This window comes from Pseudomonas frederiksbergensis, from assembly GCF_003732665.1.
GTDB lineage: Bacteria > Pseudomonadota > Gammaproteobacteria > Pseudomonadales > Pseudomonadaceae > Aquipseudomonas > Aquipseudomonas frederiksbergensis_G.
In genome coordinates, this window is record NZ_MOBP01000014.1 from 310,616 (window position 1) to 333,610 (window position 22,995).

General features: G+C 61.9%; 19 protein-coding genes. 18 read left to right on the forward strand and 1 reads right to left on the reverse strand.

The window, feature by feature from the left end:
- Window positions 1-86 precede the first annotated feature (86 nt).
- From BK665_RS23255 to BK665_RS23310, 10 genes are all read left to right on the forward strand, one after another.
- A complete protein-coding gene (locus BK665_RS23255) occupies window positions 87-974 on the forward strand; it encodes a Dyp-type peroxidase (protein WP_123408942.1) in 888 nt (295 codons plus the stop codon).
- Window positions 975-992: 18 nt separating this feature from the next.
- On the forward strand, window positions 993-1,961 hold the full coding sequence (locus tag BK665_RS23260; protein ID WP_123408943.1) for a Gfo/Idh/MocA family protein: 969 nt from the start codon (window positions 993-995) through the stop codon (window positions 1,959-1,961).
- 516 nt (window positions 1,962-2,477) lie between these two features.
- Window positions 2,478-3,230: a GntR family transcriptional regulator gene (locus BK665_RS23270; protein ID WP_123408944.1), complete on the forward strand. Its 753-nt coding sequence runs from the start codon at window positions 2,478-2,480 to the stop codon at window positions 3,228-3,230.
- On the forward strand, window positions 3,227-4,957 hold the full coding sequence (locus BK665_RS23275) for a fumarate reductase/succinate dehydrogenase flavoprotein subunit (protein ID WP_123408945.1): 1,731 nt from the start codon (window positions 3,227-3,229) through the stop codon (window positions 4,955-4,957). Before BK665_RS23270 ends, BK665_RS23275 begins: the two co-directional genes overlap by 4 nt.
- 25 nt (window positions 4,958-4,982) lie before the next feature.
- Window positions 4,983-5,228: a 4Fe-4S dicluster domain-containing protein gene (locus tag BK665_RS23280; RefSeq protein WP_007946457.1), complete on the forward strand. Its 246-nt coding sequence runs from the start codon at window positions 4,983-4,985 to the stop codon at window positions 5,226-5,228.
- Window positions 5,229-5,804: 576 nt separating this feature from the next.
- Window positions 5,805-7,223 carry an ABC transporter substrate-binding protein gene (locus BK665_RS23290; RefSeq protein ID WP_123408947.1) on the forward strand — a complete coding sequence of 473 codons (1,419 nt, stop codon included), beginning with the start codon at window positions 5,805-5,807 and terminating at the stop codon, window positions 7,221-7,223.
- Between the two features lie 127 nt (window positions 7,224-7,350).
- Window positions 7,351-8,124 (forward strand): ABC transporter permease, encoded by a 774-nt coding sequence (locus tag BK665_RS23295; protein WP_123408948.1) that lies wholly within the window; start codon window positions 7,351-7,353, stop codon window positions 8,122-8,124.
- Window positions 8,124-8,972: an ABC transporter ATP-binding protein gene (locus BK665_RS23300; protein ID WP_123408949.1), complete on the forward strand. Its 849-nt coding sequence runs from the start codon at window positions 8,124-8,126 to the stop codon at window positions 8,970-8,972. The genes BK665_RS23295 and BK665_RS23300 overlap by 1 nt, the downstream gene beginning before the upstream one ends.
- A complete protein-coding gene (locus tag BK665_RS23305; RefSeq protein ID WP_123408950.1) occupies window positions 8,969-9,931 on the forward strand; it encodes a HEAT repeat domain-containing protein in 963 nt (320 codons plus the stop codon). Before BK665_RS23300 ends, BK665_RS23305 begins: the two co-directional genes overlap by 4 nt.
- On the forward strand, window positions 9,928-10,212 hold the full coding sequence (locus BK665_RS23310; protein WP_123408951.1) for a DUF971 domain-containing protein: 285 nt from the start codon (window positions 9,928-9,930) through the stop codon (window positions 10,210-10,212). The genes BK665_RS23305 and BK665_RS23310 overlap by 4 nt, the downstream gene beginning before the upstream one ends.
- A 150-nt stretch (window positions 10,213-10,362) precedes the next feature.
- Here BK665_RS23310 and BK665_RS23315 read toward each other — a convergent pair whose 3' ends face one another.
- Entirely contained in the window at window positions 10,363-12,021 is a 1,659-nt protein-coding gene (locus tag BK665_RS23315) for a phosphoethanolamine transferase (RefSeq protein WP_123409013.1), read from the reverse strand.
- Between the two features lie 663 nt (window positions 12,022-12,684).
- Here BK665_RS23315 and lexA point away from each other — a divergent pair.
- From lexA to BK665_RS23365, 8 genes are all read left to right on the forward strand, one after another.
- Window positions 12,685-13,302, forward strand: coding sequence for a transcriptional repressor LexA (lexA, locus tag BK665_RS23330; protein WP_123408954.1), 618 nt, complete (start codon window positions 12,685-12,687; stop codon window positions 13,300-13,302).
- Window positions 13,302-13,919, forward strand: a complete 618-nt coding sequence (gene imuA / locus BK665_RS23335) for a translesion DNA synthesis-associated protein ImuA (RefSeq protein WP_123408955.1) — start codon at window positions 13,302-13,304, stop codon at window positions 13,917-13,919. The genes lexA and imuA overlap by 1 nt, the downstream gene beginning before the upstream one ends.
- 7 nt (window positions 13,920-13,926) lie before the next feature.
- Window positions 13,927-15,342, forward strand: coding sequence for a Y-family DNA polymerase (locus BK665_RS23340; protein WP_123408956.1), 1,416 nt, complete (start codon window positions 13,927-13,929; stop codon window positions 15,340-15,342).
- Entirely contained in the window at window positions 15,318-18,416 is a 3,099-nt protein-coding gene (locus tag BK665_RS23345) for an error-prone DNA polymerase (protein WP_221179272.1), read from the forward strand. The genes BK665_RS23340 and BK665_RS23345 overlap by 25 nt, the downstream gene beginning before the upstream one ends.
- A 415-nt stretch (window positions 18,417-18,831) precedes the next feature.
- Window positions 18,832-19,506: a CsgG/HfaB family protein gene (locus BK665_RS23350; RefSeq protein ID WP_185076614.1), complete on the forward strand. Its 675-nt coding sequence runs from the start codon at window positions 18,832-18,834 to the stop codon at window positions 19,504-19,506.
- A 44-nt stretch (window positions 19,507-19,550) separates the two neighbouring features.
- Complete coding sequence (locus tag BK665_RS23355) at window positions 19,551-19,895, forward strand: DUF4810 domain-containing protein (RefSeq protein ID WP_375538949.1); 345 nt, start codon at window positions 19,551-19,553, stop codon at window positions 19,893-19,895.
- Entirely contained in the window at window positions 19,892-20,551 is a 660-nt protein-coding gene (locus BK665_RS23360; RefSeq protein ID WP_123408960.1) for a DUF799 domain-containing protein, read from the forward strand. The genes BK665_RS23355 and BK665_RS23360 overlap by 4 nt, the downstream gene beginning before the upstream one ends.
- A gap of 269 nt (window positions 20,552-20,820) precedes the next feature.
- Entirely contained in the window at window positions 20,821-22,932 is a 2,112-nt protein-coding gene (locus BK665_RS23365; protein WP_123408961.1) for a hybrid sensor histidine kinase/response regulator, read from the forward strand.
- The last annotated feature ends 63 nt before the right edge of the window (window positions 22,933-22,995 follow it).

The window sequence follows — 22,995 nt, forward strand, 5'->3', positions numbered from 1 at the left end:
GGGGCCTGTGTTCAACCCTGCCAGTTTCCTTGCCCTTCATGGCCCCGCAACGGTTAAACTCCGCGCTTCTTTCCCAAGGAGTTCATATGAGTTACTACCAGCCGGGCATTCTCGCCACCCCTGTTCCGCCTCAAGCCCGTCATATGTTCTTCGCCCTCGAATCCGCCGCCGCACTGCCGGCCGCGCTGGACAAGTTGATGCAACTGGTGGACGGCCAGTCGGCGGTGGTCGGTTTCGGTGAATCCCTGGTCAAGGCCCTGCACGGTCAGATCGAAGGCCTGCGCGCATTCCCGGCCATGACCGGCGTGGGCGTCGACAACCCGTCCACTCAACACGCTCTCTGGTGCTGGCTGCACGGCGTCGATCGCGGTGAACTGCTCAACCGCAGCACCGCCATCGAAGCCGCGCTGGCCCCGGCGTTTCGCCTGGTGCAGATGAACGAAACCTTCCGCCACCTCACTGGCCACGACCTGACCGGCTATGAAGACGGCACCGAAAACCCCCACGACGAAGCCGCCGTGGCTGCCGCGCTGGTCAGCAATGGCGCCGACGGCACGGTCGGTGGCAGTTTCGCCGCGATCCAGCAGTGGCAGCACGACCTCAAGGGTTTCCGCGCCATGCCGTCCCACGAGACGGACAACATCATGGGCCGTCGTCTGAGCGACAACGAAGAACTCGACGACGCGCCGATCTCCGCCCACGTCAAACGCACCGCCCAGGAAAGCTTCGCCCCCGAAGCCTTCGTGGTACGCCGTTCGATGCCGTGGATCGAAGGCGACCGCGCCGGCCTGATGTTCCTCGCGTTCGGCTTTTCCCTCGACGCCTTCGAAGCGCAACTGCGACGCATGAGCGGCCTCGAAGACGGCATCACCGACGGTTTGTATCGCATCAGCCGACCGATCACCGGCGGCTATTACTGGTGTCCGCCACTGAAGGACGGTCACCTCGACCTGCGCGCTTTGCGCATTGGCTAAACCCATCAAGGAGTGACTATGAACGTGGTGCGCTGGGGCATGATTGGTTGCGGGGATGTCACCGAACGCAAGAGTGGGCCGGCCTTCTACAAGGCACCCGGTTCGGCGCTGGTGGCGGTGATGGGGCGACGGCTGGAGGCGGTGACTGACTATGCCGCGCGCCACGGCATCGCCCGGTTCTACACTGACGCCGATGCGCTGATCAACGATCCCGAGGTGGATGCGGTGTACATCGCCACGCCACCGGACAGTCACCACGCTTATGCCCTGAAGGTCGCCGCCGCCGGCAAACATTGCTGCGTGGAAAAACCGATGTCGCTGAATGCCGGGCAAAGCCGTGAGATGCAACAGGTCTTCGCCGACGCCGGTTTGCACCTGTTTGTGTCCTACTATCGCCGTTCGTTGCCGCGCTTCGAGCAAGTGCGGCAATGGCTGGAGGAGGGGCGGATCGGCGAGGTGCGGCACCTGACCTGGACCCTGACCAAGACTCCTTCACCGGCGGACTTGGGCGGTGCAGACAATTGGCGCACCGACCCGACGATTGCCGGCGGCGGCTACTTTGCCGACCTCGCTAGCCATGGCTTTGACCTGTTTCAGTATTTGCTCGGCGACATCACTGACGTCGCCGGTTTCACTGCTCGCCAGGCCGGATTATATGCGGCTGAAGACGCGGTCAGCGCCAGTTGGCGCTTTGCGTCGGGGGCTACAGGTATGGGCTGCTGGAATTTTGTGGCGGATCGGCGCGAGGATCGGGTCGAGGTGATTGGCAATAAAGGGCGGATCACATTCTCGGTGTTTGATGAACATCCTGTTCAGCTCGAAGCCGATGAAAACATCAGCCTGACCATCGAGCATCACGAACATATCCAGTGGCATCACGTGCTGGGCATGAACGCGCATATCCGTGGCGAGGCGCAGCACCCGGCGCTGGCCGCAGAAGCAGCGAAGACCGATTGGGTGATGGACCAGATCCTCAAGCGCACCTGAAACCTGTGGGAGCGACCTGTGGGAGCGAGCTTGCTCGCGAAGAGGCTGTGTCAGTTGATATCAATGCTGGCTGACCCACCGCATTCGCGAGCAAGCCCGCTCCCACACTTGATCGCTGCCAGACACAAATACTGCTCCCACCCCAGATCCCCTGTGGGAGCGAGCTTGCTCGCGAAGAGGCCGTGTCAGTTGATATCAATGCTGGCTGACCCAACGCATTCGCGAGCAAGCCCGCTCCCACACTTGATCGCTGCCACACACAAATTCTGCTCCCAACCCAGATCCCCTGTGGGAGCGGGCTTGCTCGCGAAGAGGGCGTGTCAGTTGATATCAATGCTGGCTGACCCAACGCATTCGCGAGCAAGCCCGCTCCCACACTTGATCGCTGCCAGTCACAAATGCTGCTCCCACAGGGAATGCGGCAGTGAATCTAACCTTATGCATAAACAATATTTCTCAATCCCCGCATCACCTCTCTAAGATCACGTCATAACTCGTTATAACAAGTGATCCCACATGACCGATAACGTTCTCTCCCTCAGCAGCGTCCCGCTACACACCCAACTGCGCGACGTACTCCGCGCCCGCATCCTCGACGGTGAATACCCGCAAGACAGCCAGATGCCGTCCGAAAGCGAACTCGGCGCACTGTTCAAAGTCAGCCGCATCACCGTGCGCCAGGCCCTCGGTGATCTGCAGAAAGAAGGCCTGATCTTCAAGATCCACGGCAAAGGCACCTTCGTCGCCAAGCCCAAGACCTTCCAGAACGTCAGCACCCTGCAAGGCTTGGCCGAGTCCATGACCGGCCGTGGCTACGAGGTGATCAACCGCCTGCGCAGTTTCAAATTCATCGCCGCCGATAAACTGGTCGCCGAGCGTTTGCAGGTGGCCGAAGGCGAAACCGTGGCGCAGATCAAACGCGTCCGCCTGATCAACCGCGAGCCAATCTCCCTGGAAATCACCTACCTGCCCAAAGTCATCGGCGAACGGCTGGAGAAGGCTGACCTGGTGACCCGCGACATCTTCCTCATTCTCGAAAACGACTGCGGCCTCGCCCTTGGCCACGCCGATCTGGCCATCGACGCGGTACTGGCCGACAGCGACCTGACCCAGGCTCTCAACGTCGAAGCCGGTTCGCCGATCATGCGCATCGAACGCCTGACCCATGACGCCAGCGGTCAACCCGTGGACTTCGAACACCTTTACTACCGCGGCGATGCCTTCCAGTACCGCTTGCGGATCGATCGGCAAAAAGGGGATCAGGCATGACCCGAACGACTTTGGAACAGGAATACGACATCGTCGTGATCGGCGGCGGCACCGCTGGCCCGATGGCGGCGATCAAGGCCAAGGAACGCAACCGTGATTTGCGCGTGTTGTTGATCGACAAGGCCAACGTCAAACGCAGCGGCGCGATCAGCATGGGCATGGACGGCCTGAACAACGCGATCATCCCCGGCCACTCGACGCCGGAGCAGTACACCAAGGAAATCACCATCGCCAACGACGGCATCGTCAATCAGGCCGCGGTGTATGCCTACGCGACCCATAGTTTTGAAACCATCGAGCAACTGGACCGCTGGGGCGTGAAGTTCGAGAAGGACGAAACCGGCGATTACGCGGTGAAAAAGGTCCACCACATGGGCGCCTACGTGCTGCCGATGCCGGAAGGGCACGACATCAAAAAAGTCCTGTATCGCCAGTTGAAACGGGCGCGGGTCAGCATCACCAATCGCGTGGTTTGCACCCGTTTGCTGACGGACGAAGAGGGCGCAGTCAACGGTCTGATGGGCTTCGATTGCCGCACCGCCGACTTCCACGTGATCAAAGCCAAAGCGGTGATCCTCGCCTGCGGCGCCGCCGGACGCCTGGGTTTGCCGTCCTCGGGCTACCTGATGGGCACCTACGAAAACCCGACCAACGCGGGCGACGGTTACGCCATGGCCTATCACGCCGGGGCTGAACTGGCGAACCTCGAATGCTTCCAGATCAACCCGCTGATCAAGGATTACAACGGCCCGGCCTGCGCCTACGTCACCGGGCCCTTGGGCGGCTACACCGCCAACAACAAGGGCGAACGCTTTATCGAGTGCGACTACTGGAGCGGCCAGATGATGTGGGAGTTCCACCAGGAACTCGAAAGCGGCAACGGCCCGGTGTTCCTCAAACTCGATCACTTGGCCGAGGAAACCATCCAGAACATCGAAGAGATTTTGCACAGCAACGAACGCCCGAGTCGCGGCCAGTTCCACGCCAATCGCGGCACCGATTACCGCACGCAAATGGTTGAAATGCACATCTCCGAGATTGGGTTTTGCAGCGGGCATTCGGCGTCTGGCGTGTGGGTCAACGAGAAGGCTGAAACCTCGGTCAAGGGTTTGTACTCGGCGGGGGACATGGCGGCAGTGCCGCATAACTACATGCTCGGCGCGTTCACTTACGGCTGGTTTGCCGGCACCAATGCCGCGGACTTTGTCGCCGGGCGCGAGTTTTCGGCGGTGGATGCCCAGCAAATCGAGACGGAAAAACAACGGGTCTACGCGCCACTGGATCGCGAGCACGGCCTGCCGCCAGCCCAGGTCGAATACAAGCTGCGTCGCTTCGTGAACGACTACCTGCAACCGCCGAAAGTGACCAAGAAGATGCAAATCGGCTTGCAACGTTTCAGCGATATCCAGCGCGATCTCGACCAGATCAAGGCCCACAACCCCCACGAACTGATGCGCGCCATGGAAGTCAGCATGATCCGCGACTGCGCCGAAATGGCCGCTCGCGCCTCGTTGTTTCGCGCTGAAAGTCGCTGGGGGCTTTACCACTATCGGGTCGATCATCCGCAACGCAACGACAGCGACTGGTTCTGCCATTGCCACCTGAAAAAGGGCGACGACGGCCAGATGACCAGTTTCAAGAAAGCCGTCGAGCCCTACATCATCCCGCTCGACGCCGAAGAAATGCAGGCCTACGACCGGCTGCGGGTCGGCGCGTTCGCGGCCTGAGCCAGACTATAAGAGAGACCGAAAAATGGCCTATCAACCCCAGGAAATCTTCTTCCGCTCCAACGCACCGGTCACGGTCGACGAGGACCTTTGCATCGCCCACAAAGGCTGCACCGTGTGCGTCGACGTCTGCCCGATGGACCTGCTGGCGATCAACCCAGCCACGCAAAAAGCCTACATGGCCTTCGATGAATGCTGGTACTGCATGCCCTGCGAAAAGGACTGCCCGACTGGTGCAGTGAAAGTCGAAATCCCGTACCTCTTGCGCTGAAACACAATCCCCTGTGGGAGCGGGCTTGCTCGCGAAAGCGGTGGGTCTGCCAGCATCAATGTTGAATGTTGAACCGCCTTCGCGAGCAAGCCCGCTCCCACAGGGGATTTGTGCCGGGCACAGGATTTATGTCCACCCAAGATCAAATTGTGGGAGCGAGCTTGCTCGCGAAAGCGGTGGGCCAGTCAATATTTATGTTGAATGTGATGCCGCCTTCGCGAGCAAGCCCGCTCCCACAGGGGATTTGTGCCGGGCACAAGATTTATGTCCACCCAAGATCAAATTGTGGGAGCGGGCTTGCTCGCGAAAGCGGTGGGTCTGCCAGCATCAATGTTGAATGTTGAACCGCCTTCGCGAGCAAGCCCGCTCCCACAGGGGATTTATGCCGGGCACAAGATTTATGTCCACCCACGATCAAATTGTGGGAGCGGGCTTGCTCGCGAAGAGGCCGCCACGAACAACAAAAAAGCCATCCGGCCACCCCCGGACGCCCGTTTCAAAACACCCCTCGTTTCCCACCACGCCCTGATCGTGGCGGAGACGAATATCCAATAAATGATTCGAGGGGATTCACCCATGTCTTTGCAAACATCGCTGCGTGCAACGTTAGCCGGTCTGGTACTGGCCTCATTCACCCTGTCAGCCTCGGCTGAAACCATCCGCATCGCCATCGGCACCCAGGACACCACCATCAATTGCGCCGCCGGCGGCTTGTTGATCCGCGAACTCGGTCTGCTGGACAAATACCTGCCCCACGACGGCCCCTACAAGGACGCGAAATATGAAGTGGAGTGGAAAAACTTCACCAGCGGCGCGCCCCTGACCAACGAGATGGTCGCCGGCAAACTCGACTTCGGCGCCATGGCGGATTTCCCCGGCGCGTTCAACGGTGTGGCGTTCGAAACCGCCGGCAAGCACAGCCTGTTTATCAACGTGCTCTCGGGCAGCATCAAGGGCAGCGGCAACGGCATTGTGGTGCCGAGCGCGTCGGGTGTGCAGTCGTTGGCGGAGCTCAAGGGCAAGACCATTTCCGTGCCGTTCGCCTCCACGGCCCACGGCATGTTGTTGCGCGCCGTTGCCGCCCAGGGCTGGGACCCGCTGAAAGACGTGAACATCATCGCCCAGCCCCCGGAGGTTGCCGGCTCGGCGTTGCAGGCCGGGAAGATCGATGCCCACGCCGACTTCGTTCCGTTTGCAGAACTGTTCCCGAGCCGTGGTTTCGCTCGCAAGATCTATGACGGCGCCCAGGCCAATGCGCCAACGTTCCACGGGGCGTTGGTGGATCAGGCCTACGCGAAGAAGTACCCGGAAATCGTCGTCGCCTACCTGCGGGCGAGCATCGAAGCCAATCAACTGCTGGCGGCGGAACCGGAGAAATACAGCGAGCTGATCGCCAAGGTCACCGGCGTCGATGCCGAGGTCAATTACCTGTTCCATGGCCCACTGGGCGTGCAGACCCGCGACCTGAGCTGGAAGCCGGAATACCGTCAGGCCGTTGGCACCGCCATCGATACCCTCAAGTTGCTGAAGAAGGCTGATCGCGGCCTCGACTTGAACACCTTCATCGACGACCAATACATCCGCGCCGCGTTCAAGGCCTCGAACCTGGACTACACCGCGCAACTGGCCAACTACGCGCAAACGCCGCTCAATACGGTCGATGCGGTCAGCGGCAAAGCCATTACCGATGTCAGCCATGTGGCGGAAATCTGGGTGCGTGGCGAGCCTAAAGTCCGGCAATACGCCTCGGCGGAAGCGGCGTTCAGCGCGTTGGCCGGGTTGAAATCGGAAGGCAAGAACATCCGCGCGGTGTATGCCCAGGCGAGTGACAGCGGCATCAAGTTGCTGGCGGATCAGGCGTGGTTTGCCAGCGACGCGAAAGGGCGACTCAGCGCGTTCCTGCTCAAAGGCCAGGCCCAGCAATTCGCCACGGCCCAGGGCGGCAAAGTGCTCGACTTCACCGACGCCACCACCCAGGCCGTTGCCAGCCGCTGATTCAGATCGTTCCCACGCTCTGCGTGGGAATGCCGCCAGGGACGCTCCGCGTTCCGCTTTTGAATGTGACGCAGAGCGTCACGGGATGCATTCCCACGCAGAGCGTGGGAACGATCAGAGGTGACACATGAATTCACGCTGGCTCCCCCGAGCCGCCTCATTGCTGCTCTGCCTGTTGTTCTGGCAATTCGCTGCAAGCGGCCACTGGAACCTCGGCCTGGTGACTTTCGCCAACGTCCCGACGCCACTGTCGGTGATCCACGCCGCACTGGGCCTGGGCGACTCCGGCAAGCTCGGCCAACACCTGGGCGCGAGCCTCAGCCGGGTGTTCGCCGGTTATCTCGCGGCGCTGGTCATCGGCATCGCCCTGGGCCTGGCCATCGGCCGCTCGAAATGGGCCGAAGACTTGCTGCTGCCGCCTCTTGAAGTCTTGAGACCGATCCCCGCCGTCGCGTGGATCCCATTGGCCATCCTGATGTTCCCGTCCTCGGAACTGTCGATGGTTTTCATCACCTTTACCGGCGCGCTGTTCCCGATCCTGCTCAACACCATCCACGGCGTCGAAGGAGTCGACCCACGCCTGATCGCCTCGGCCCGCAGCCTCGGGGCAGGGCGCCGCGCCATCTTGCTGGAAGTGATCCTGCCCGGCGCCGCGCCGAGCATCATCACCGGCCTCGCAATCGGCATGGGCACCTCTTGGTTCTGCCTGGTGACCGCCGAAATGATCTCGGGCCAGTTCGGCATCGGCTATTACACCTGGGAGTCCTACACCATCCAGAACTACGCCGACATCGTCGTCGGCATGTTGCTGATCGGTGTTCTCGGAATGGGCAGCAGCCTGCTGATCAAACGCCTGGGCGGGCTGTTCACGCCTTGGCATCGACCACGAGGAAAAGCCTGATGAGCGTTTTTCAACACCCCGAAGGGCGGATCGATATTCGCGACTTATCGATCAGCCTGGGGGAGGGCAGCGCCGCGTTCGAAGCCGTGCAAGGACTGGATTGCCAGATCGAACCGGGGCAGTTCGTGTGCATTCTCGGGCCGTCCGGGTGCGGCAAATCCACCTTGCTCGGTGCGCTGGCCGGGCACCTGCAACCCCGTGTTGGCACCTTGAATGTCGATGGCGCGCCGGTCCTGGGGCCGTCGCCACAGCGGGGCATGGTGTTCCAGCATCACACGCTGTTCCCCTGGCGCACGGTGCGGGACAACGTAGCGTTCGGCCTGAAAATGCGCGGCATCGGTAAAGCCGAACGGCACAAAGCCGCCGACGAAATCCTCGGGCTGGTGGGCCTCGAAGGCTTCGCCGAACGCTGGCCGGATCAGCTCTCCGGCGGCATGCAACAACGGGTCGAAATCGCCCGGGTATTGATCAATCGCCCACGCCTGTTGCTGATGGACGAACCCTTCGGCGCCCTCGACGCCCTGACCCGGCTGAACATGCAGGAACTGCTGCTGGACATCTGGACACGGATTCGCACCACCGTGGTGTTCGTCACCCATGACATCGACGAGGCGCTGTTCCTCGCCGATCGCCTGCTGGTGATGAGTTCGCGCCCCGGTCGCATCATCGAAGACCTGCGCCTCGATTTCCCCCGGCCACGCACCACGGAACTGGTGACCAGCCACGAGTTTTCCCGCTTGAAGCGTCACTGCCTTGAGCTTCTGCGTCACGAGGACGGTCGGCAACTGCCACGCCTGAACCCCCTCGGACTTCCCCTAGAAAACAAACTGCCGCGATTTGCCCTATGACCTCTCTATTCGATGTAACCGATAACGACGACATCCTCACCCTGCAACCGCGCCTGACCGACGCAGACCCCGGCGTGCGCCGCATTGCCCTGATCGAACTGGCGGACCTCGAAGAGCCGGAAGGCTTGTTGTGGCTGGTCAATCGCCTGGCTCAAGACCCGACCGAAGAAGTCCGCGCCGAAGCCGCCCGGCTGCTGGAAGCCTGGGAGGATGAGCCGGTGGTCCAGGCTTTGTGCCAGGCGCTGACCGATCCATCCCTGGCCGTGCAAGCCGCCGCCGCACAGAGCTTGAGCCTGCTGAAAAGCGAAGCGGCGGGCCGGGTGATTTTGCCGTGGACCGGGCATGCCGATATCAGTGTGCGGGTTGCCGCGTTCAGGGCCTTGCGTGAGTTGCGCTTTCCCGGTGCCGCGGGTGTTGCTTTAAACGCATTGAGCGATGAAGACGCCAGCGTGCGCCGGGAAGCCGTTGGCGTACTCGGTTGGCTCAAGCAACTGGATGCGTTGCCAGCCCTGGCCCGACTGGCCAGCGACGACCCGGACACCGAAGTGCGCCGCGCCGCCACCGGCGCCCTCGGTTTGGCCTCCGACATTCAAGTGCTGCCGGCCCTGCGCCAGGCCTTGCAGGACCACGCCTGGCAAGTGCGCGAAGAAGCCGCCACCACCCTGGGCAAAGTCGGCCACCTGGATGCGGGCCCTGCGCTGGTGGACGCCCTGGGCGACGATTACTGGCAAGTGCGCCTGCGCGCCACCCGCAGCCTCGGACGCTTGCGGTATGCCCCGGCCCTTGATGCATTGATCGAAACCTTGGGCCATCGCATCAGCAATTTGCGCAAGGAAGCCGCGCTGGCGTTGGGCGAATTGAATGATCGAGGGGCCGTTGCAGCCCTGCAAGCGGCGCAAGACGACGGCGACCCGGAAGTGCGCAAAGCCGTGCGCATCGCCTTGAGCCAGTTGCAATGAACCCGTTGGCGGTGGGTAACTCCCAAAGCAAACAGCAATTGCGGCTGAACTGGCCGGATGGCCGGGAGCAACTGCTCGACCACGCCGAACTGCGCCGCCAATGCCCATGCTCGCAATGCCGGGCGTTTCGGCTGCAAGGGCTGACGGTGAAGGTGGATTCGCGCATCCGCGTGGTCGAGTTGAACGCCCAGGGCTACGGCCTGCAATTGATCTTCAGCGACGGCCACGAGCGCGGCATCTACCCGTGGCCCTACCTCTCAGGGTTGACACCTCCCTTGTAGGAGCGAGGCTTGCCCGCGAAAGCGGACTATCAGTCGACATCGACGTTGACTGATCCACCGCCTTCGCGGGCAAGCCTCGCTCCTACAGGATTTGCGCTGGACACATGATTTGTATCCACCCGCTCCCACAGGGATTGTGTGGTGATCAGGTTATTGGTTAGCGGTCATGGGAGGCCGGCATCCCCGGAAAATATCCAGCCCCGGCTGATACAACGAGGTCTTGACCTCGAACAACCCCAGCACCGAATGAAACAGGTTGTCATGGCTCAGATCCGGCTGGCCGCTCTTGCCTTGCAAACAACCGCGATCAATCCCCAACTGGGCCAGGGTGTTAGTGCCGAACCACATGACCATCGGCACATGGGTCTGCGCTTCTGGCGCCAAGGCATAGGGCGCGGCGTGCAGGTACAGGCCGTTTTCCCCCAGGGATTCGCCATGGTCGGAGACGTAGAGCATCGAGGTATCGAGACTGTCCTGGTTGCGCTTGAGCAGCTCGATCACCTTGGCCAGGAAATGGTCGGTGTAGAGGATGGTGTTGTCGTACACATTCACCAGTTCCTCGCGGCTGCAACTGCCCAACTGGTTGGTGTGGCAGATCGGTGTGAAGCGCTCCAGTTCCTTCGGGTAGCGCTCGTAGTATTCCGGGCCATGGCTGCCGTCGGCGTGCAGGACGATGATCGCGTTGCCCTTGAGGCTGTCGATGTAGCCTTGCAGATCCGCCAGCAGCGCTTCGTCCAGGCAGTTGTTGCCGTCGCAGAACGGCCCCGGCTGATTCTTCGCGATGTCCCGGTGCGGCACTCGCAGGCAGGTGCCTTTGCAGTCGCTGTTGTTGTCCAGCCACAGCACCTGCACGCCGGCCCGTTGCAGGATGTCCAGCAGGCCTTCGTAGGTCTTGCCTTTCTTGTCGCTGTAGTCCTCGCGGGGGAACATCGAGAACATGCACGGCACCGAGACCGCCGTGGAGGTGCCGCAGGAATGCACCTGAGTGAAGTTGAGGATGTCCAGTTGGCTCAGTTCAGGGTTGGTGTCGCGCCCGTATCCATTGAGCGAGAAATGGTCGGCCCGGGCGGTTTCGCCGACCACGAACACCATCAGCGATTTCTTCTCGCGACTGGCGGCCCGCGCGCTCATCACCGCGTCTTCGCCAATGGCCTGCACCACGAAGTGCTTTTTGATCCCCAGCCGCTGCTTGGTGTATTTGCTGATGGCGTAGATGTAATTGGTCGGGTTGATGAAGTGGGTGAGCTTGTCCTCTTCGCGAAAAATCGGCGCGTAGGTCGAGTAGAAAGCACCGACCGAGGCGCCGATCACCAGCACACAGGCCGCGATCACCAGGAGCTTGTTCAGCAACCCGCGAAAGAACGGTCGATAGCGCACCGGCCAACACCAGACCAGCACCGCCGGCAGCACGCCGAGCAGCAGCACGTAAGCCAGCAGCTTGCCGTTGAACAGCGCCGTGGCTTCGGCGGGATTGGTTTCGAACACGTTCTGGATCATCACCGTGTCGATGGTGATCCCGTACTCGCTCATGAAATACGCGGCGCAGGACGAGAGCAGGGCGATCAGCGTCAGCGCCGGTTTGAGCGTCCAGCGAAACGACACCAGCGTCAGCAACAGGGTAATGGCCGCCCACAAAAACAGCCCGAAAGAGACGAAAAAACCCAGTTTGTGCGCACCTTGCAGGGTGATCAACGTGCCCAGCGCCTTCCAGGTCGCCAGGTTGTACAGCGCCACCAGTGCCAGGGAAAACAGCAGCACCAGACGGGTCGGAGTGATGGACGGAAAACGCAGTCCTTTGCCCAAAGCCATTTCAAACATTCCTCTACTCAAATACGGATACGCGCGTAACTGTAGAAGAACATTGGTAAAAATTCCGTAAACATCCAGTAACAAACACCGGAAATAAAAAACTGTAGGAGCGAGGCTTGCTCGCGAAAGCGGTGGGTCAGTCACCCTTTATGTTGAATGTGCCGGCCTCTTCGCGGGCAAGCCTTGCTCCTACAAGGGTTCTGCGTCGTGCATAACTTTATGTTCCGCCACACATCCCCTGTGGGAGCGGGCTTGCTCGCGAAAGCGGTGGGTCAGGCAACATCTTTGCTGAATATGCCGGCCTCTTCGCGGGCAAGCCTTGCTCCTACAAGGGTTCTGCGTCGTGCATAACTTTATGTTCCGCCACACATCCCCTGTGGGAGCGGGCTTGCTCGCGAAAGCGGTGGGTCAGGCAACATCTTTGCTGAATGTGCCGGCCTCTTCGCGGGCAAGCCTTGCTCCTACAAGGGTTCTGCGTCGTGCATAACTTTATGTCCCGCCACACATCCCCTGTGGGAGCGGGCTTGCTCGCGAAAGCGGTGGGTCAGGCAACAACTTTGCTGAATATGCCGGCCTCTTCGCGGGCAAGCCTTGCTCCTACAGTCAGCCGTCAGCGCCAACCTGACTGGTGGTCGTTGCCAGAAAAACGCCAAAAGAGTACAAATGTACTCCATGACGACTCTCACTCCCCGCCGTACCGCCATCCTGACCTTTATCCGTGATCGAATCGCGGAGCACGGCCAGTCCCCGAGCCTCGCTGAAATCAGCGAGGCCTTTGGTTTCGCCTCCCGCAGCGTGGCGCGCAAGCATGTGCTGGCGCTGACCGATGCCGGGTTTATCGAGGTCAACCCGCATCAGGCCCGGGGCATTCGTTTGCTCGGGCAACCGGCGCGGCCCGAGTTGCTGGACATCCCGGTGCTCGGCCGAGTGGCGGCGGGGGCGCCGATTGGTGCCGATGCCGAGGTCCACAGCCGTTTGCTGTTCGATCCGTCGATCTTCTCCCGGGTGCCGGACTATATGCTGCGGGTCCAGGGCGATTCGATGATCGAAGACGGCATTCTCGACGGCGATCTGGTGGGGGTGCACCGCAACCCCGAGGCGCTGAACGGCCAGATCGTGGTGGCGCGGCTTGACGGCGAAGTGACCATCAAGCGTTTTGAACGGGTCGGCGACCGGGTGCGGCTGCTGCCGCGCAACCCGGCATACAAGCCAATCATCGTCGAGGCTGATCAGGACCTGGCCATCGAAGGGGTGTTCTGCGGTCTGGTGAGGCAAGGGTGATGGGCGCCGTCGTTGCGTTGGATACGCTGTTCAATGGCGGCCAGGTCTGGAAGGGGCGGCCTGCGCCCCCGGCCGTCAGCCCGCAACCCACCGGGCATGCCGCGCTGGATGCGGCGCTGCCCACCGGGGGCTGGCCGGAAGCGGCGCTGACCGAAATCCTCCTGGCCGGGCAGGGCGTTGGCGAGTTGCAACTGGTGTGGCCGGCCCTGGCGCGGTTGTCGGCGGCGGGCGAACGCATCGTATTGGTTGCACCGCCCTACGTGCCATATCCCCAGGCCTGGCAGAACGCCGGGGTCGATCTGCGCCAGTTGTCGATCATCCAGGCCAGCGAGCGCGATGCGCTGTGGGCGGCGGAACAATGCCTGCGTTCCGGCAGTTGCGGCGCAGTGCTGTGTTGGCCGCACAAGGCCGATGACCGTGCCTTGCGGCGCTTGCAAGTGGCGGCGGAAACCGGCTCGACCCTGGCGTTCGCCTATCGCTCGATGGCCGAAGCGGTGAATCCTTCGCCGGCGGCCCTGCGCATTGCCATCGACGCCAGGCCTGCGCAGTTGCGGGTCTTGAAGTGCCGGGGCGGATTGGCCCGCACGGCGCCGATAGCCTTTGCCATGGGACATTGAGGTTGCCATGCGCTGGGTATGCATTCTGTTCCCGCAATTGGCACTGGACGCGGTACTGCGCCAGCGCCCTGACCCCGATGAACCGTTGGCGCTGCTGACCGGCCCGGCCCAGCGCCGGGTGTTGCAAGCGGTCAACGGTTCGGCGCGCGCACTGGGCTTACGTCCCGGTCAGTCGATGACCGCGGCCCAGGCCTTGAGCAAAGGCTTTGTCACCGCCGAGTACGACGCCGCCGACATCGAGCACTGGCAGCAGTTTCTCGCGGCCTGGGCCTATGGCTTCAGTTCCCAGGTCAGCGTGCATTACCCACGGGCGGTGGTGTTTGAGATCGAGTCGAGCCTGGGCCTGTTCGGCGCCTGGCCGCAGTTCGAAGCACGGTTGCGCAGCGAACTCACCGCGCTGGGTTTTCGTCACCGCATCGTCGCCGCGCCCAACCCGGTGGCGGCGCGGGTGCTGGCTAACGTCTATGACGGGCTGGTGGTGCCGGACGATCAAGCCTTGCGTTATCACCTGGGACAACTGCCGGTCGACCGCATCGCCCTGGAACCCACGGTGGCCACAGCGTTGTCGCGCATGGGCCTGCGCACCCTGAGCCAAGTGCAGGCGTTGCCGCGACATACCCTGGCCCGGCGTTTCGAGGCCCAGGTGCTCAAGCATCTGGACGCCTTGTTCGGCTTGCGCCACTTGGCCCTGGCGTTTTATTTGCCGCCGGATCGCTTTGATGTGCGCATCGAGCTCAACTTCGACGTGCAATCCCATCAGGCGCTGCTGTTTCCACTGCGCCGGTTGACCGGCGATCTGTCGGCGTTCCTCTGCGGCCGGGACAGCGGCGTGCAGCGTTTCGACCTGCACCTTGAGCACGCCGGGTTGCCGGACAGCGTGATTAAGGTCGGACTGCTCAGCGCCGAGCGCGATCCGGCGATGCTCTTTGAGCTGGCCCGGGGGCGTTTGGAGCAAGTACAGGTCGAGGCCCCGGTGCGCGGTTTCCGCCTGCGCGCCGAAGACCTGCCGAGCTTCGTGCCCCAGCACCAGGAACTGTTCGATGACCGCCCGCAGCAGTCCTTGCCCTGGGAGCAGTTGCGCGAACGCTTGCGGGCGCGGCTCGGGGACGAGGCGGTGCAAGGCTTGCGCTTTCAGGCCGATCATCGCCCCGAGTGTGCGTGGCAAACCCATGTCGACAACCAGCCTTGCGACGGACTGCCGAAGGTGCAACGGCCGGGCTGGCTGCTGACCGAACCGCTGGCGGTGCACGAAGGTTCGGCGCGCATCCTCATGGGGCCGGAACGCATCGAGTCCGGCTGGTGGGATGGCGCCGATGTGCGTCGGGATTACTACCTGATCCAGACCCGCGCCGGCCAACAGGGCTGGGCCTATCGGGCGGTGGGTGAGGACGGCCCGTTGTGGCTGCAGGGGTGGTTCGCATGAGCGTCGACTATGCCGAACTGCATTGCCTGTCGAACTTCAGCTTCCAGCGCGGGGCTTCCAGTGCGCTGGAGTTGTTTCAACGGGCCAGACAACAGGGTTATCAGGCCCTGGCGATCACCGATGAATGCACCCTGGCCGGCATTGTCCGGGCCTGGCAAGCGGCCAAGTCTGTCGAGCTGCCGTTGATCATCGGCAGCGAAATCCGCATTGAGGACGGGCCGAAACTGGTGCTGCTGGTGGAAAACCTCGAGGGCTATCAGGCGTTGTGCCGGCTGATCACCCGCGCCCGGCGTCGTACGCAAAAGGGCCAGTATCAGGTGCTGCGGGAGGACTTCAGCGAGCCGTTGCCGGGGTTGTTGGCGTTGTGGGTGCCGGACGCAGTGGATGATGTTGCCCAGGGCCACTGGCTTAAACAGGTCTTTGCCGAACGCCTGTGGCTGGCGGTCCAGTTGCATCGCGGGCAGGACGATAGCCGACGGCTGAACGACCTGTTGATGCTGGCCAGGGAATTGCGCATCCCGGCGGTGGCCAGCGGCGATGTGCACATGCATGCCCGTGGCCGCCGCGCCTTGCAGGACACCATGACCGCGATCCGCCATCACCTGCCGGTGGCGTCGGCCGGGTTGCGTTTGCACCCCAATGGCGAGCGGCATTTGCGCAGTCTCGATGTCGTGGGCGAGATCTATCCGAGGGCATTGCTTGATGAAACCCTGGTCATCGCCCGGCGTTGCACCTTTGATCTGGGGCAGTTGCGCTATCAATATCCCAGGGAACTGGTGCCGGAGGGGCACAGTGCTGCGTCCTGGCTGAGTGAATTGACCGAACGCGGCGTTCGCGAGCGTTGGCCCGAAGGCATCAGCGAGAAAGTGAGGGGCCTGATCGACAAGGAGTTGGGGCTGATCGCCGAGCTGGGTTATGAGAGCTACTTTCTCACCGTTCAGGACATCGTCGCCTTCGCCCGCCGCCAGAAAATCCTGTGTCAGGGGCGAGGTTCGGCGGCCAACTCGGCGGTGTGTTTTGCCTTGGGTATCACCGAGATCGATCCGGAGCGAATGAACATGCTGTTCGAGCGCTTCCTCTCAAAGGAGCGCAACGAGCCGCCGGACATCGACGTGGACTTCGAGCATGAGCGGCGCGAAGAAGTCTTGCAGTACGTGTTCCAGCGCTATGGCCGCACCCGTGCCGCGTTGACTGCCGTGGTCAGCACTTATCACGCGGCGGGCGCGGTGCGTGATGTGGCCAAGGCTTTGGGACTGCCGCCGGATCAAATCAATGCCCTGGCCGATTGTTGTGGTCACTGGAGTGACAATACGCCGCCGGTCGAGCGCCTGATTGAAAGTGGTTTCGACCCCGAGAGTCCGGTGCTTAAACGGGTGCTGAGCTTGACCCGACAGTTGATCGGTTTCCCCCGGCATCTGTCCCAGCATCCCGGCGGCTTCGTCATTTCCGAGCATCCGCTGGACAGTCTGGTGCCGGTGGAAAACGCGGCAATGGCTGATCGCACCATCATTCAGTGGGACAAGGATGATCTTGATGCGGTCGGGCTGCTCAAAGTGGATATTCTGGCCCTGGGCATGCTCAGCGCGATTCGCCGCTGTTTCGATTTGCTGCGCCGCCACCGCAATCTGGACTTGAGCCTGGCGACGGTCCCTGCGGAAGATCCACAAACCTACGACATGATTGGCCAGGCCGACACCATCGGCGTGTTCCAGATCGAATCCCGGGCACAAATGTCGATGTTGCCCCGGCTCAAGCCGCGCAAGTTCTATGACCTGGTGATTGAAGTGGCCATCGTTCGCCCCGGGCCTATTCAGGGCGGCATGGTGCATCCCTATCTACGGCGACGAAACAAGGAAGAACTCGAAAGCTATCCCTCCGAAGAGTTGAGGGAGGTGCTGAAGCGCACGCTCGGTGTTCCGCTGTTCCAGGAACAAGTGATGCAGATAGCCATCGTGGCTGCCAGTTACAGCCCCGGCGAAGCCGATCAGCTACGTCGCTCCATGGCAGCCTGGAAGCGCCACGGCGGACTTGAACCGCATAAGGATCGTCTTGCTGCCGGCATGAAAAAAAAGGGCTACACGCCGGAATTCGCCGCCCAAATCTTCGAACAGATCAAAGGCTTCGGCAGCTACGGTTTCCCCGAATCCCACGCCGCCAGTTTTGCCTTGCTGACCTACGCCAGTTGCTGGCTCAAATGCCACGAACCGGCGGCGTTCGCCTGTGCGCTGATCAACAGTTGGCCCATGGGTTTCTACAGCCCGGACCAGATCCTGCAGGATGCCCGTCGGCATGATTTGCAGATTCGCCCGGTGGACGTGCGCGCCAGCGACTGGGATTGCAGCCTGGAACCGATCAGCGGCGCGCAACCGGCGATTCGCATGGGGCTGCGGATGATCAAGGGCTTTCGTGAGGATGATGCCCGGCGCATCGAAGCTGCGCGTTCGCGAGGCGCGTTTATCGACATCGCCGACCTCGGCGAACGGGCGCAGCTCGACGCCCGCGCCCAGGAGCAACTGGCCGATGCCGGGGCCTTGCGCGGACTGGCCGGCGACCGCCATCGCGCCCGTTGGGAAGTGGCGGGGGTGCAGAAGCAACTCGGGTTGTTCGCCGGGTTGCCCCGTCAGGAAGAGCCCGAAGTGTCGCTGCCCAAGCCCACGGTGGGCGAAGACTTGCAGGCCGATTATGCGTCGGTGGGCACGACCCTTGGCCCGCATCCATTGGCGCTGTTACGCCCGGAATTGAAGGCCCGGCGCTGCCGCAGTTCCAGGGAATTGCTCGACGTCGAACATGGCCGCCCCGTCAGCGTCGCCGGGCTGGTCACCGGCCGCCAACGCCCCGGCACCGCCAGCGGCGTGACTTTCGTTACCCTCGAAGACGAATTCGGCAACGTCAACGTGGTGGTCTGGCGTGATTTGGCCGAACGCCAGCGCCAGGTGTTGGTGGGCTCGCAACTGCTCAAGGTTGATGGGCGCTGGGAACGGGAAGGCGAGGTGCGGCACCTGATTGCCGGACGGCTGAGCGACCTGAGCCCCTTGTTGGATGGCATTAGCGTGCGCAGCCGGGATTTCCGCTGATGTGCATTCCCCCTGTAGGAGCTGCCGAAGGCTGCGATCTTTTGATCTTGATCTTCGACAATCTTAACGCTGCCAAAAGATCGCAGCCTTCGGCAGTTCCTACTGATCGTTCCCAAGCTCTGCGTGGGAATGCAGCCCAGGACGCTCCGCGTCCCATTGGAACGCGGAGCGTCCCTTGAGGCATTCCCACGCAGAGTGGGAACGATCAGTAACGATCAGCAGGAGGTCAACGATCTGACGCCAAATTATTTAAACACTGTTACAGGTGATGGCACTTTGGCATAATGCCCGCCGCCGACGTCCCGCACGTCGATTATCGATTACATCCCCATCGCTGTTTCATCGCTGCAACCCGCAGCGGTTGGCCATTGCCGTGCCGGGATCAACAGCTTTTAAGAAGGAATGCACAGTGAGAATGATCTCTCGGATGTTGGTATCAGGGGCCGCGATTGCCGTTCTGAGCGTAATTGGCGGGTGTGCGACCGAAAGCTCCCGGGCATTGCCGGTAGAGAAGGTCGAAAGCGCCACCCAAGCCTGGGCCGGTGCTCGCGTACCGATGGCGGTGGGCAAGTTCGATAACCGTTCGAGCTACATGCGCGGGATTTTCTCCGATGGCGTGGATCGCCTCGGCGGTCAGGCCAAGACCATTTTGATCACGCACTTGCAGCAGACCAACCGCTTCAGCGTGCTGGACCGCGACAACATGGGCGAGATCCAGCAGGAAGCGTCGATCAAGGGCCAGGCCCAGCGCCTCAAGGGTGCTGACTTTGTGGTGACCGGCGATGTCACCGAGTTCGGCCGCAAGGAAACCGGCGATCACCAATTGTTCGGTATTCTCGGTCGCGGCAAGACCCAAGTGGCCTACGCCAAGGTCAACCTGAACATCGTCAACATCAGCACCTCGGAAGTCGTCTATTCGACCCAGGGCGCCGGTGAATACGCGTTGTCCAACCGTGAAATCATCGGTTTCGGCGGCACCGCGGCCTACGATTCGACCCTCAACGGCAAAGTGCTCGACCTGGCCATGCGCGAGGCGATCAATCGCCTGGTCGACGGCATGAATTCCGGTGCATGGAAACCGGGCAACTGATCAAGGAGGAATAACCGATGAACAAGTTTCTATCGTGGCCATTGATGGCATTGGCCCTGTCGGGCAGCTCGCTGCTGACGGGTTGCAACGGCGGCCCGAAAACCCTGTACCAATGGGAAAGCTACCAGCCGGAAGTCTACGAGTACTTCAAGGGCGAAACCCCCAAGGAAGCGCAGGCCGAAGCCCTGGAACGCGATCTGCAGAAGATCGCTTCGACGGGCAAGACCCCGCCGCCGGGTTACCACGCTCACCTAGGCCTGTTGTACCTGAGCATGGGCAAGGACGACCAGATGGTTCAGCAGTTCCGAACCGAGAAGACGCTGTTCCCCGAGTCCGGGCAATACATGGATTTTCTGCTCAAGAACGCTAAGACCGGAGACGCCAAATGATCCCGCGCGCATTGAAACTGATGGCCGGCCTGCTGGCGCTGGCCGTCCTTGGCGGTTGTGTCAGCCCCAAAACCGTGGACTACTCGGCGTATAAGCAAGCACGCCCGAAAACCATTCTGGTGCTGCCGCCGCTGAACGACTCGCCGGACGTCAAGGCGTCCTACGCCATGCTGTCCCAGGTGACTTTTCCGTTGGCTGAAGCCGGTTACTACGTGCTGCCAATTGCCCTGGTCGACGAAACGTTTCGCCAGAATGGCCTGACCACCCCGGCGGACATTCACCAGGCACCGGCCGACAAGCTGCGGGATATTTTCGGTGCTGACGCGGCGCTGTACATCACCGTGACCGAGTACGGCACTCGCTATATGGTGATCAGCAGCGAAACAGCCGTCACGGCCACCGCCAAACTGGTGGACCTGAAAACCGGCACCACCCTGTGGACCGGCGCGGCACGTGCGTCGAGCGAAGAGGGCGGCAACAACAGCGGCGGCGGTTTGGTTGGCATGCTGATTACCGCAGCGGTGAAGCAGATCATTAACAGCTCCACCGACGCCGGTTACCCGATTGCCGGAGTTGCCAGCAATCGGCTGCTGTCGGCAGGACAACCAGCGGGTTTGTTGTACGGACCACGTTCGCCGAAATACGGCACTGACTGAAACCCTCCCCCGATCGTTGTGATCGTTCCCACGCGCAGCAAAGGAATGCAGCCCAGGACGCTCCGCGTCCCATTGGAACGCAGAGCGTCCCTTGAGGCATTCCCACGCAGAGCGTGGGAACGATCTTCAACACGACGCCTTCGCGAGCAGCCCGCTCCCACAGGGTCTTGCGTTAATCAGCTATACCTCTATGAAACCATTGGCATCCGCCGTGCTCGAAAGTTGTGCTCGAAACAATCGGACGCCATTACAGGACGCAGAGTCAGTCAATGCAGTTTCTATCAGATAGCCACGGATGTGCCGGCTGGACTGGCGAAATGGCCGGACGCATTCGCGCGTTCGACTGGAGCCAGACCGAACTCGGCAACATCGATGACTGGCCCCGCAGCCTGGGGAGTTCGGTGCAGCTGATGCTCGCTTCGCCGCTGCCGATGGTGATGCTCTGGGGGCGGGCGGGTTACATGATCTACAACGATGCCTACTCGGTCTTTGCCGGCGGTCGTCACCCCTACCTGCTGGGTTCACCCGTGGAGCTCGGTTGGCCGGAAGTCGCCGAGTTCAACCGCCATGTGGTTGATACCTGCCTGGCCGGTGGCACCTTGTCCTATCGCAATAAAGAGCTGGTGCTGTTGCGCGACGGCGTGCCGGAAGACGTATGGATGGACCTCTATTACAGCCCGGTGGCCGATGATGAAGGACGACCGGCGGGCGTCATGGCCATGGTGGTCGAAACCACCGCCCATGTGATTTCCGAACGCCGCCGCCAGGAAGCCGAGAGCGCCTATCGCGCCGACAACGAACGAGTGCGCCTGGCGCTGAATGCCGGGGCCTTGCTCGGCTCGTTCGTCTGGGACATCGAGACCAACGTGCTGTCCGGGGATGAGCGTTTCGCCCGCACCTTTTCCTATCCCGCTGATCAGAATCTGGCTGACCTGCCCACCCGCATCGCGGAATCGCGGATTCACCCGGACGATTTCGCCTGGGTCCAGGAGCAGGTCGATCAATCGGTGAAAACCGGCGAACCCTACAACGCCGAATACCGCGTCCTGCGCCCCGACGGCAGCTACCTGTGGGTGTTGGCCAGCGGTTGCTGCGAATTCAATGAACAGGGCCGGCCGTTCCGTTTCCCGGGGGTGTTGATCGACATCCACGAACGCAAAATCGCCGAAGAATCCTTGCTCAAGTTCACCCGCAACCTGGAGCAGCGGGTTGCCGATGAAGTCAATGCGCGGTTGGCAGCGGAGGAGCAATTGCGCCAGGCGCAGAAGCTGGAAGCCATTGGCGGCCTCACCGGCGGCGTGGCCCATGACTTCAATAACCTGCTGCAAGTGATCGCCGGCAACCTGCATCTGCTGGCTCGCCATGAACCGGACAACGCCAACGTGCAGCGCCGGGTCAGTGCCTCGATTGCGGCGGTCGAGCGTGGGGCCAAGCTGTCGTCGCAACTGCTCGCGTTTGCCCGTCGCCAACCGCTGTCACCCGCCGTGTGCGAACCCCGGCAAATCTTCGAAGGGCTGGGGGAGTTGTTGCAGCGGGCGCTGGGGGAAACCATCCAGATCGATATGGCCGTGGCCGAGGATGCCTGGCGTGTGCACGTGGATCGCAATCAACTGGAAAACGCCATCCTCAACCTGGCGATCAACGCCCGGGATGCGATGAAGGGCGAGGGCATTATCGGTCTGCGCGCCGAGAACATCGTCCTCGACCGCCGCTTCTGTGCGGGCAAGGGCATCGTCGCCGGTGACTACCTGCGCGTGACCGTGACTGATGGCGGCGTTGGCATGACGCCCGATGTGCTGGCCCAGGCGTTCGAACCGTTTTTCACCACCAAGGCCGACGGCCAGGGCACGGGGCTGGGCTTGAGCATGGTGTTCGGCTTCGTCAAGCAGAGCGGCGGGCATATCGAGATGTCCAGCGCAGTCGACGAGGGCACGCGGGTGCAGTTGTATTTCCCACGGAGCCTGCGACCGTTGCCGAACGAAGCCCCTCTGCAGACGCCACAGACGCGGGGCGGCCATGAAACCATTTTGGTGGTCGAGGACAATGAAGCGGTGCGGGTGTCGGCAGTGGAATTGCTGCGCGAGGAAGGCTATCAGGTGCTGACCGCCACGAACGGCGACACGGCGATGCAGATGCTGATGGAGGGCGTGACGGTGGACCTGATCTTCACCGATGTGGTCATGCCCGGCCTGATCAAAAGCTCGGACCTGGCGGCCTGGGCCAAAGTGCAGAACCCGCCGGTGGCGGTGCTGTTTACCTCGGGGCACACCCGGGACATCATCTCGCGCAATCACCAGTTGAGCCCGGATACCCATTTGCTCAGCAAACCGTATGGGCCGCAGGCGCTGACCCACATGGTGCGCGCGGTCCTCAACGGTTAACACCAATCCCCTGTGGGAGCGGGCTTGCTCGCGAAAGCGGTGGGTCAGTCAGCCGAGATGTTG

What these genes read in the sequence shown, in the direction of transcription:
- BK665_RS23300 (WP_123408949.1), top strand. Translation starts at nt 8,124, where the DNA reads ATGAGCGTTTTTCAACACCCCGAAGGGCGGATCGATATTCGCGACTTA.
- BK665_RS23260 (WP_123408943.1), top strand. Translation starts at nt 993, where the DNA reads ATGAACGTGGTGCGCTGGGGCATGATTGGTTGCGGGGATGTCACCGAA.
- BK665_RS23365 (WP_123408961.1), top strand. Translation starts at nt 20,821, where the DNA reads ATGCAGTTTCTATCAGATAGCCACGGATGTGCCGGCTGGACTGGCGAA.
- lexA (WP_123408954.1), top strand. Translation starts at nt 12,685, where the DNA reads ATGTACTCCATGACGACTCTCACTCCCCGCCGTACCGCCATCCTGACC.
- imuA (WP_123408955.1), top strand. Translation starts at nt 13,302, where the DNA reads ATGGGCGCCGTCGTTGCGTTGGATACGCTGTTCAATGGCGGCCAGGTC.
- BK665_RS23305 (WP_123408950.1), top strand. Translation starts at nt 8,969, where the DNA reads ATGACCTCTCTATTCGATGTAACCGATAACGACGACATCCTCACCCTG.
- BK665_RS23310 (WP_123408951.1), top strand. Translation starts at nt 9,928, where the DNA reads ATGAACCCGTTGGCGGTGGGTAACTCCCAAAGCAAACAGCAATTGCGG.
- BK665_RS23280 (WP_007946457.1), top strand. Translation starts at nt 4,983, where the DNA reads ATGGCCTATCAACCCCAGGAAATCTTCTTCCGCTCCAACGCACCGGTC.
- BK665_RS23275 (WP_123408945.1), top strand. Translation starts at nt 3,227, where the DNA reads ATGACCCGAACGACTTTGGAACAGGAATACGACATCGTCGTGATCGGC.
- BK665_RS23340 (WP_123408956.1), top strand. Translation starts at nt 13,927, where the DNA reads ATGCGCTGGGTATGCATTCTGTTCCCGCAATTGGCACTGGACGCGGTA.
- BK665_RS23270 (WP_123408944.1), top strand. Translation starts at nt 2,478, where the DNA reads ATGACCGATAACGTTCTCTCCCTCAGCAGCGTCCCGCTACACACCCAA.
- BK665_RS23315 (WP_123409013.1), bottom strand. Translation starts at nt 12,021, where the DNA reads ATGGCTTTGGGCAAAGGACTGCGTTTTCCGTCCATCACTCCGACCCGT.
- BK665_RS23355 (WP_375538949.1), top strand. Translation starts at nt 19,551, where the DNA reads ATGGCATTGGCCCTGTCGGGCAGCTCGCTGCTGACGGGTTGCAACGGC.
- BK665_RS23255 (WP_123408942.1), top strand. Translation starts at nt 87, where the DNA reads ATGAGTTACTACCAGCCGGGCATTCTCGCCACCCCTGTTCCGCCTCAA.
- BK665_RS23295 (WP_123408948.1), top strand. Translation starts at nt 7,351, where the DNA reads ATGAATTCACGCTGGCTCCCCCGAGCCGCCTCATTGCTGCTCTGCCTG.
- BK665_RS23290 (WP_123408947.1), top strand. Translation starts at nt 5,805, where the DNA reads ATGTCTTTGCAAACATCGCTGCGTGCAACGTTAGCCGGTCTGGTACTG.
- BK665_RS23350 (WP_185076614.1), top strand. Translation starts at nt 18,832, where the DNA reads ATGATCTCTCGGATGTTGGTATCAGGGGCCGCGATTGCCGTTCTGAGC.
- BK665_RS23360 (WP_123408960.1), top strand. Translation starts at nt 19,892, where the DNA reads ATGATCCCGCGCGCATTGAAACTGATGGCCGGCCTGCTGGCGCTGGCC.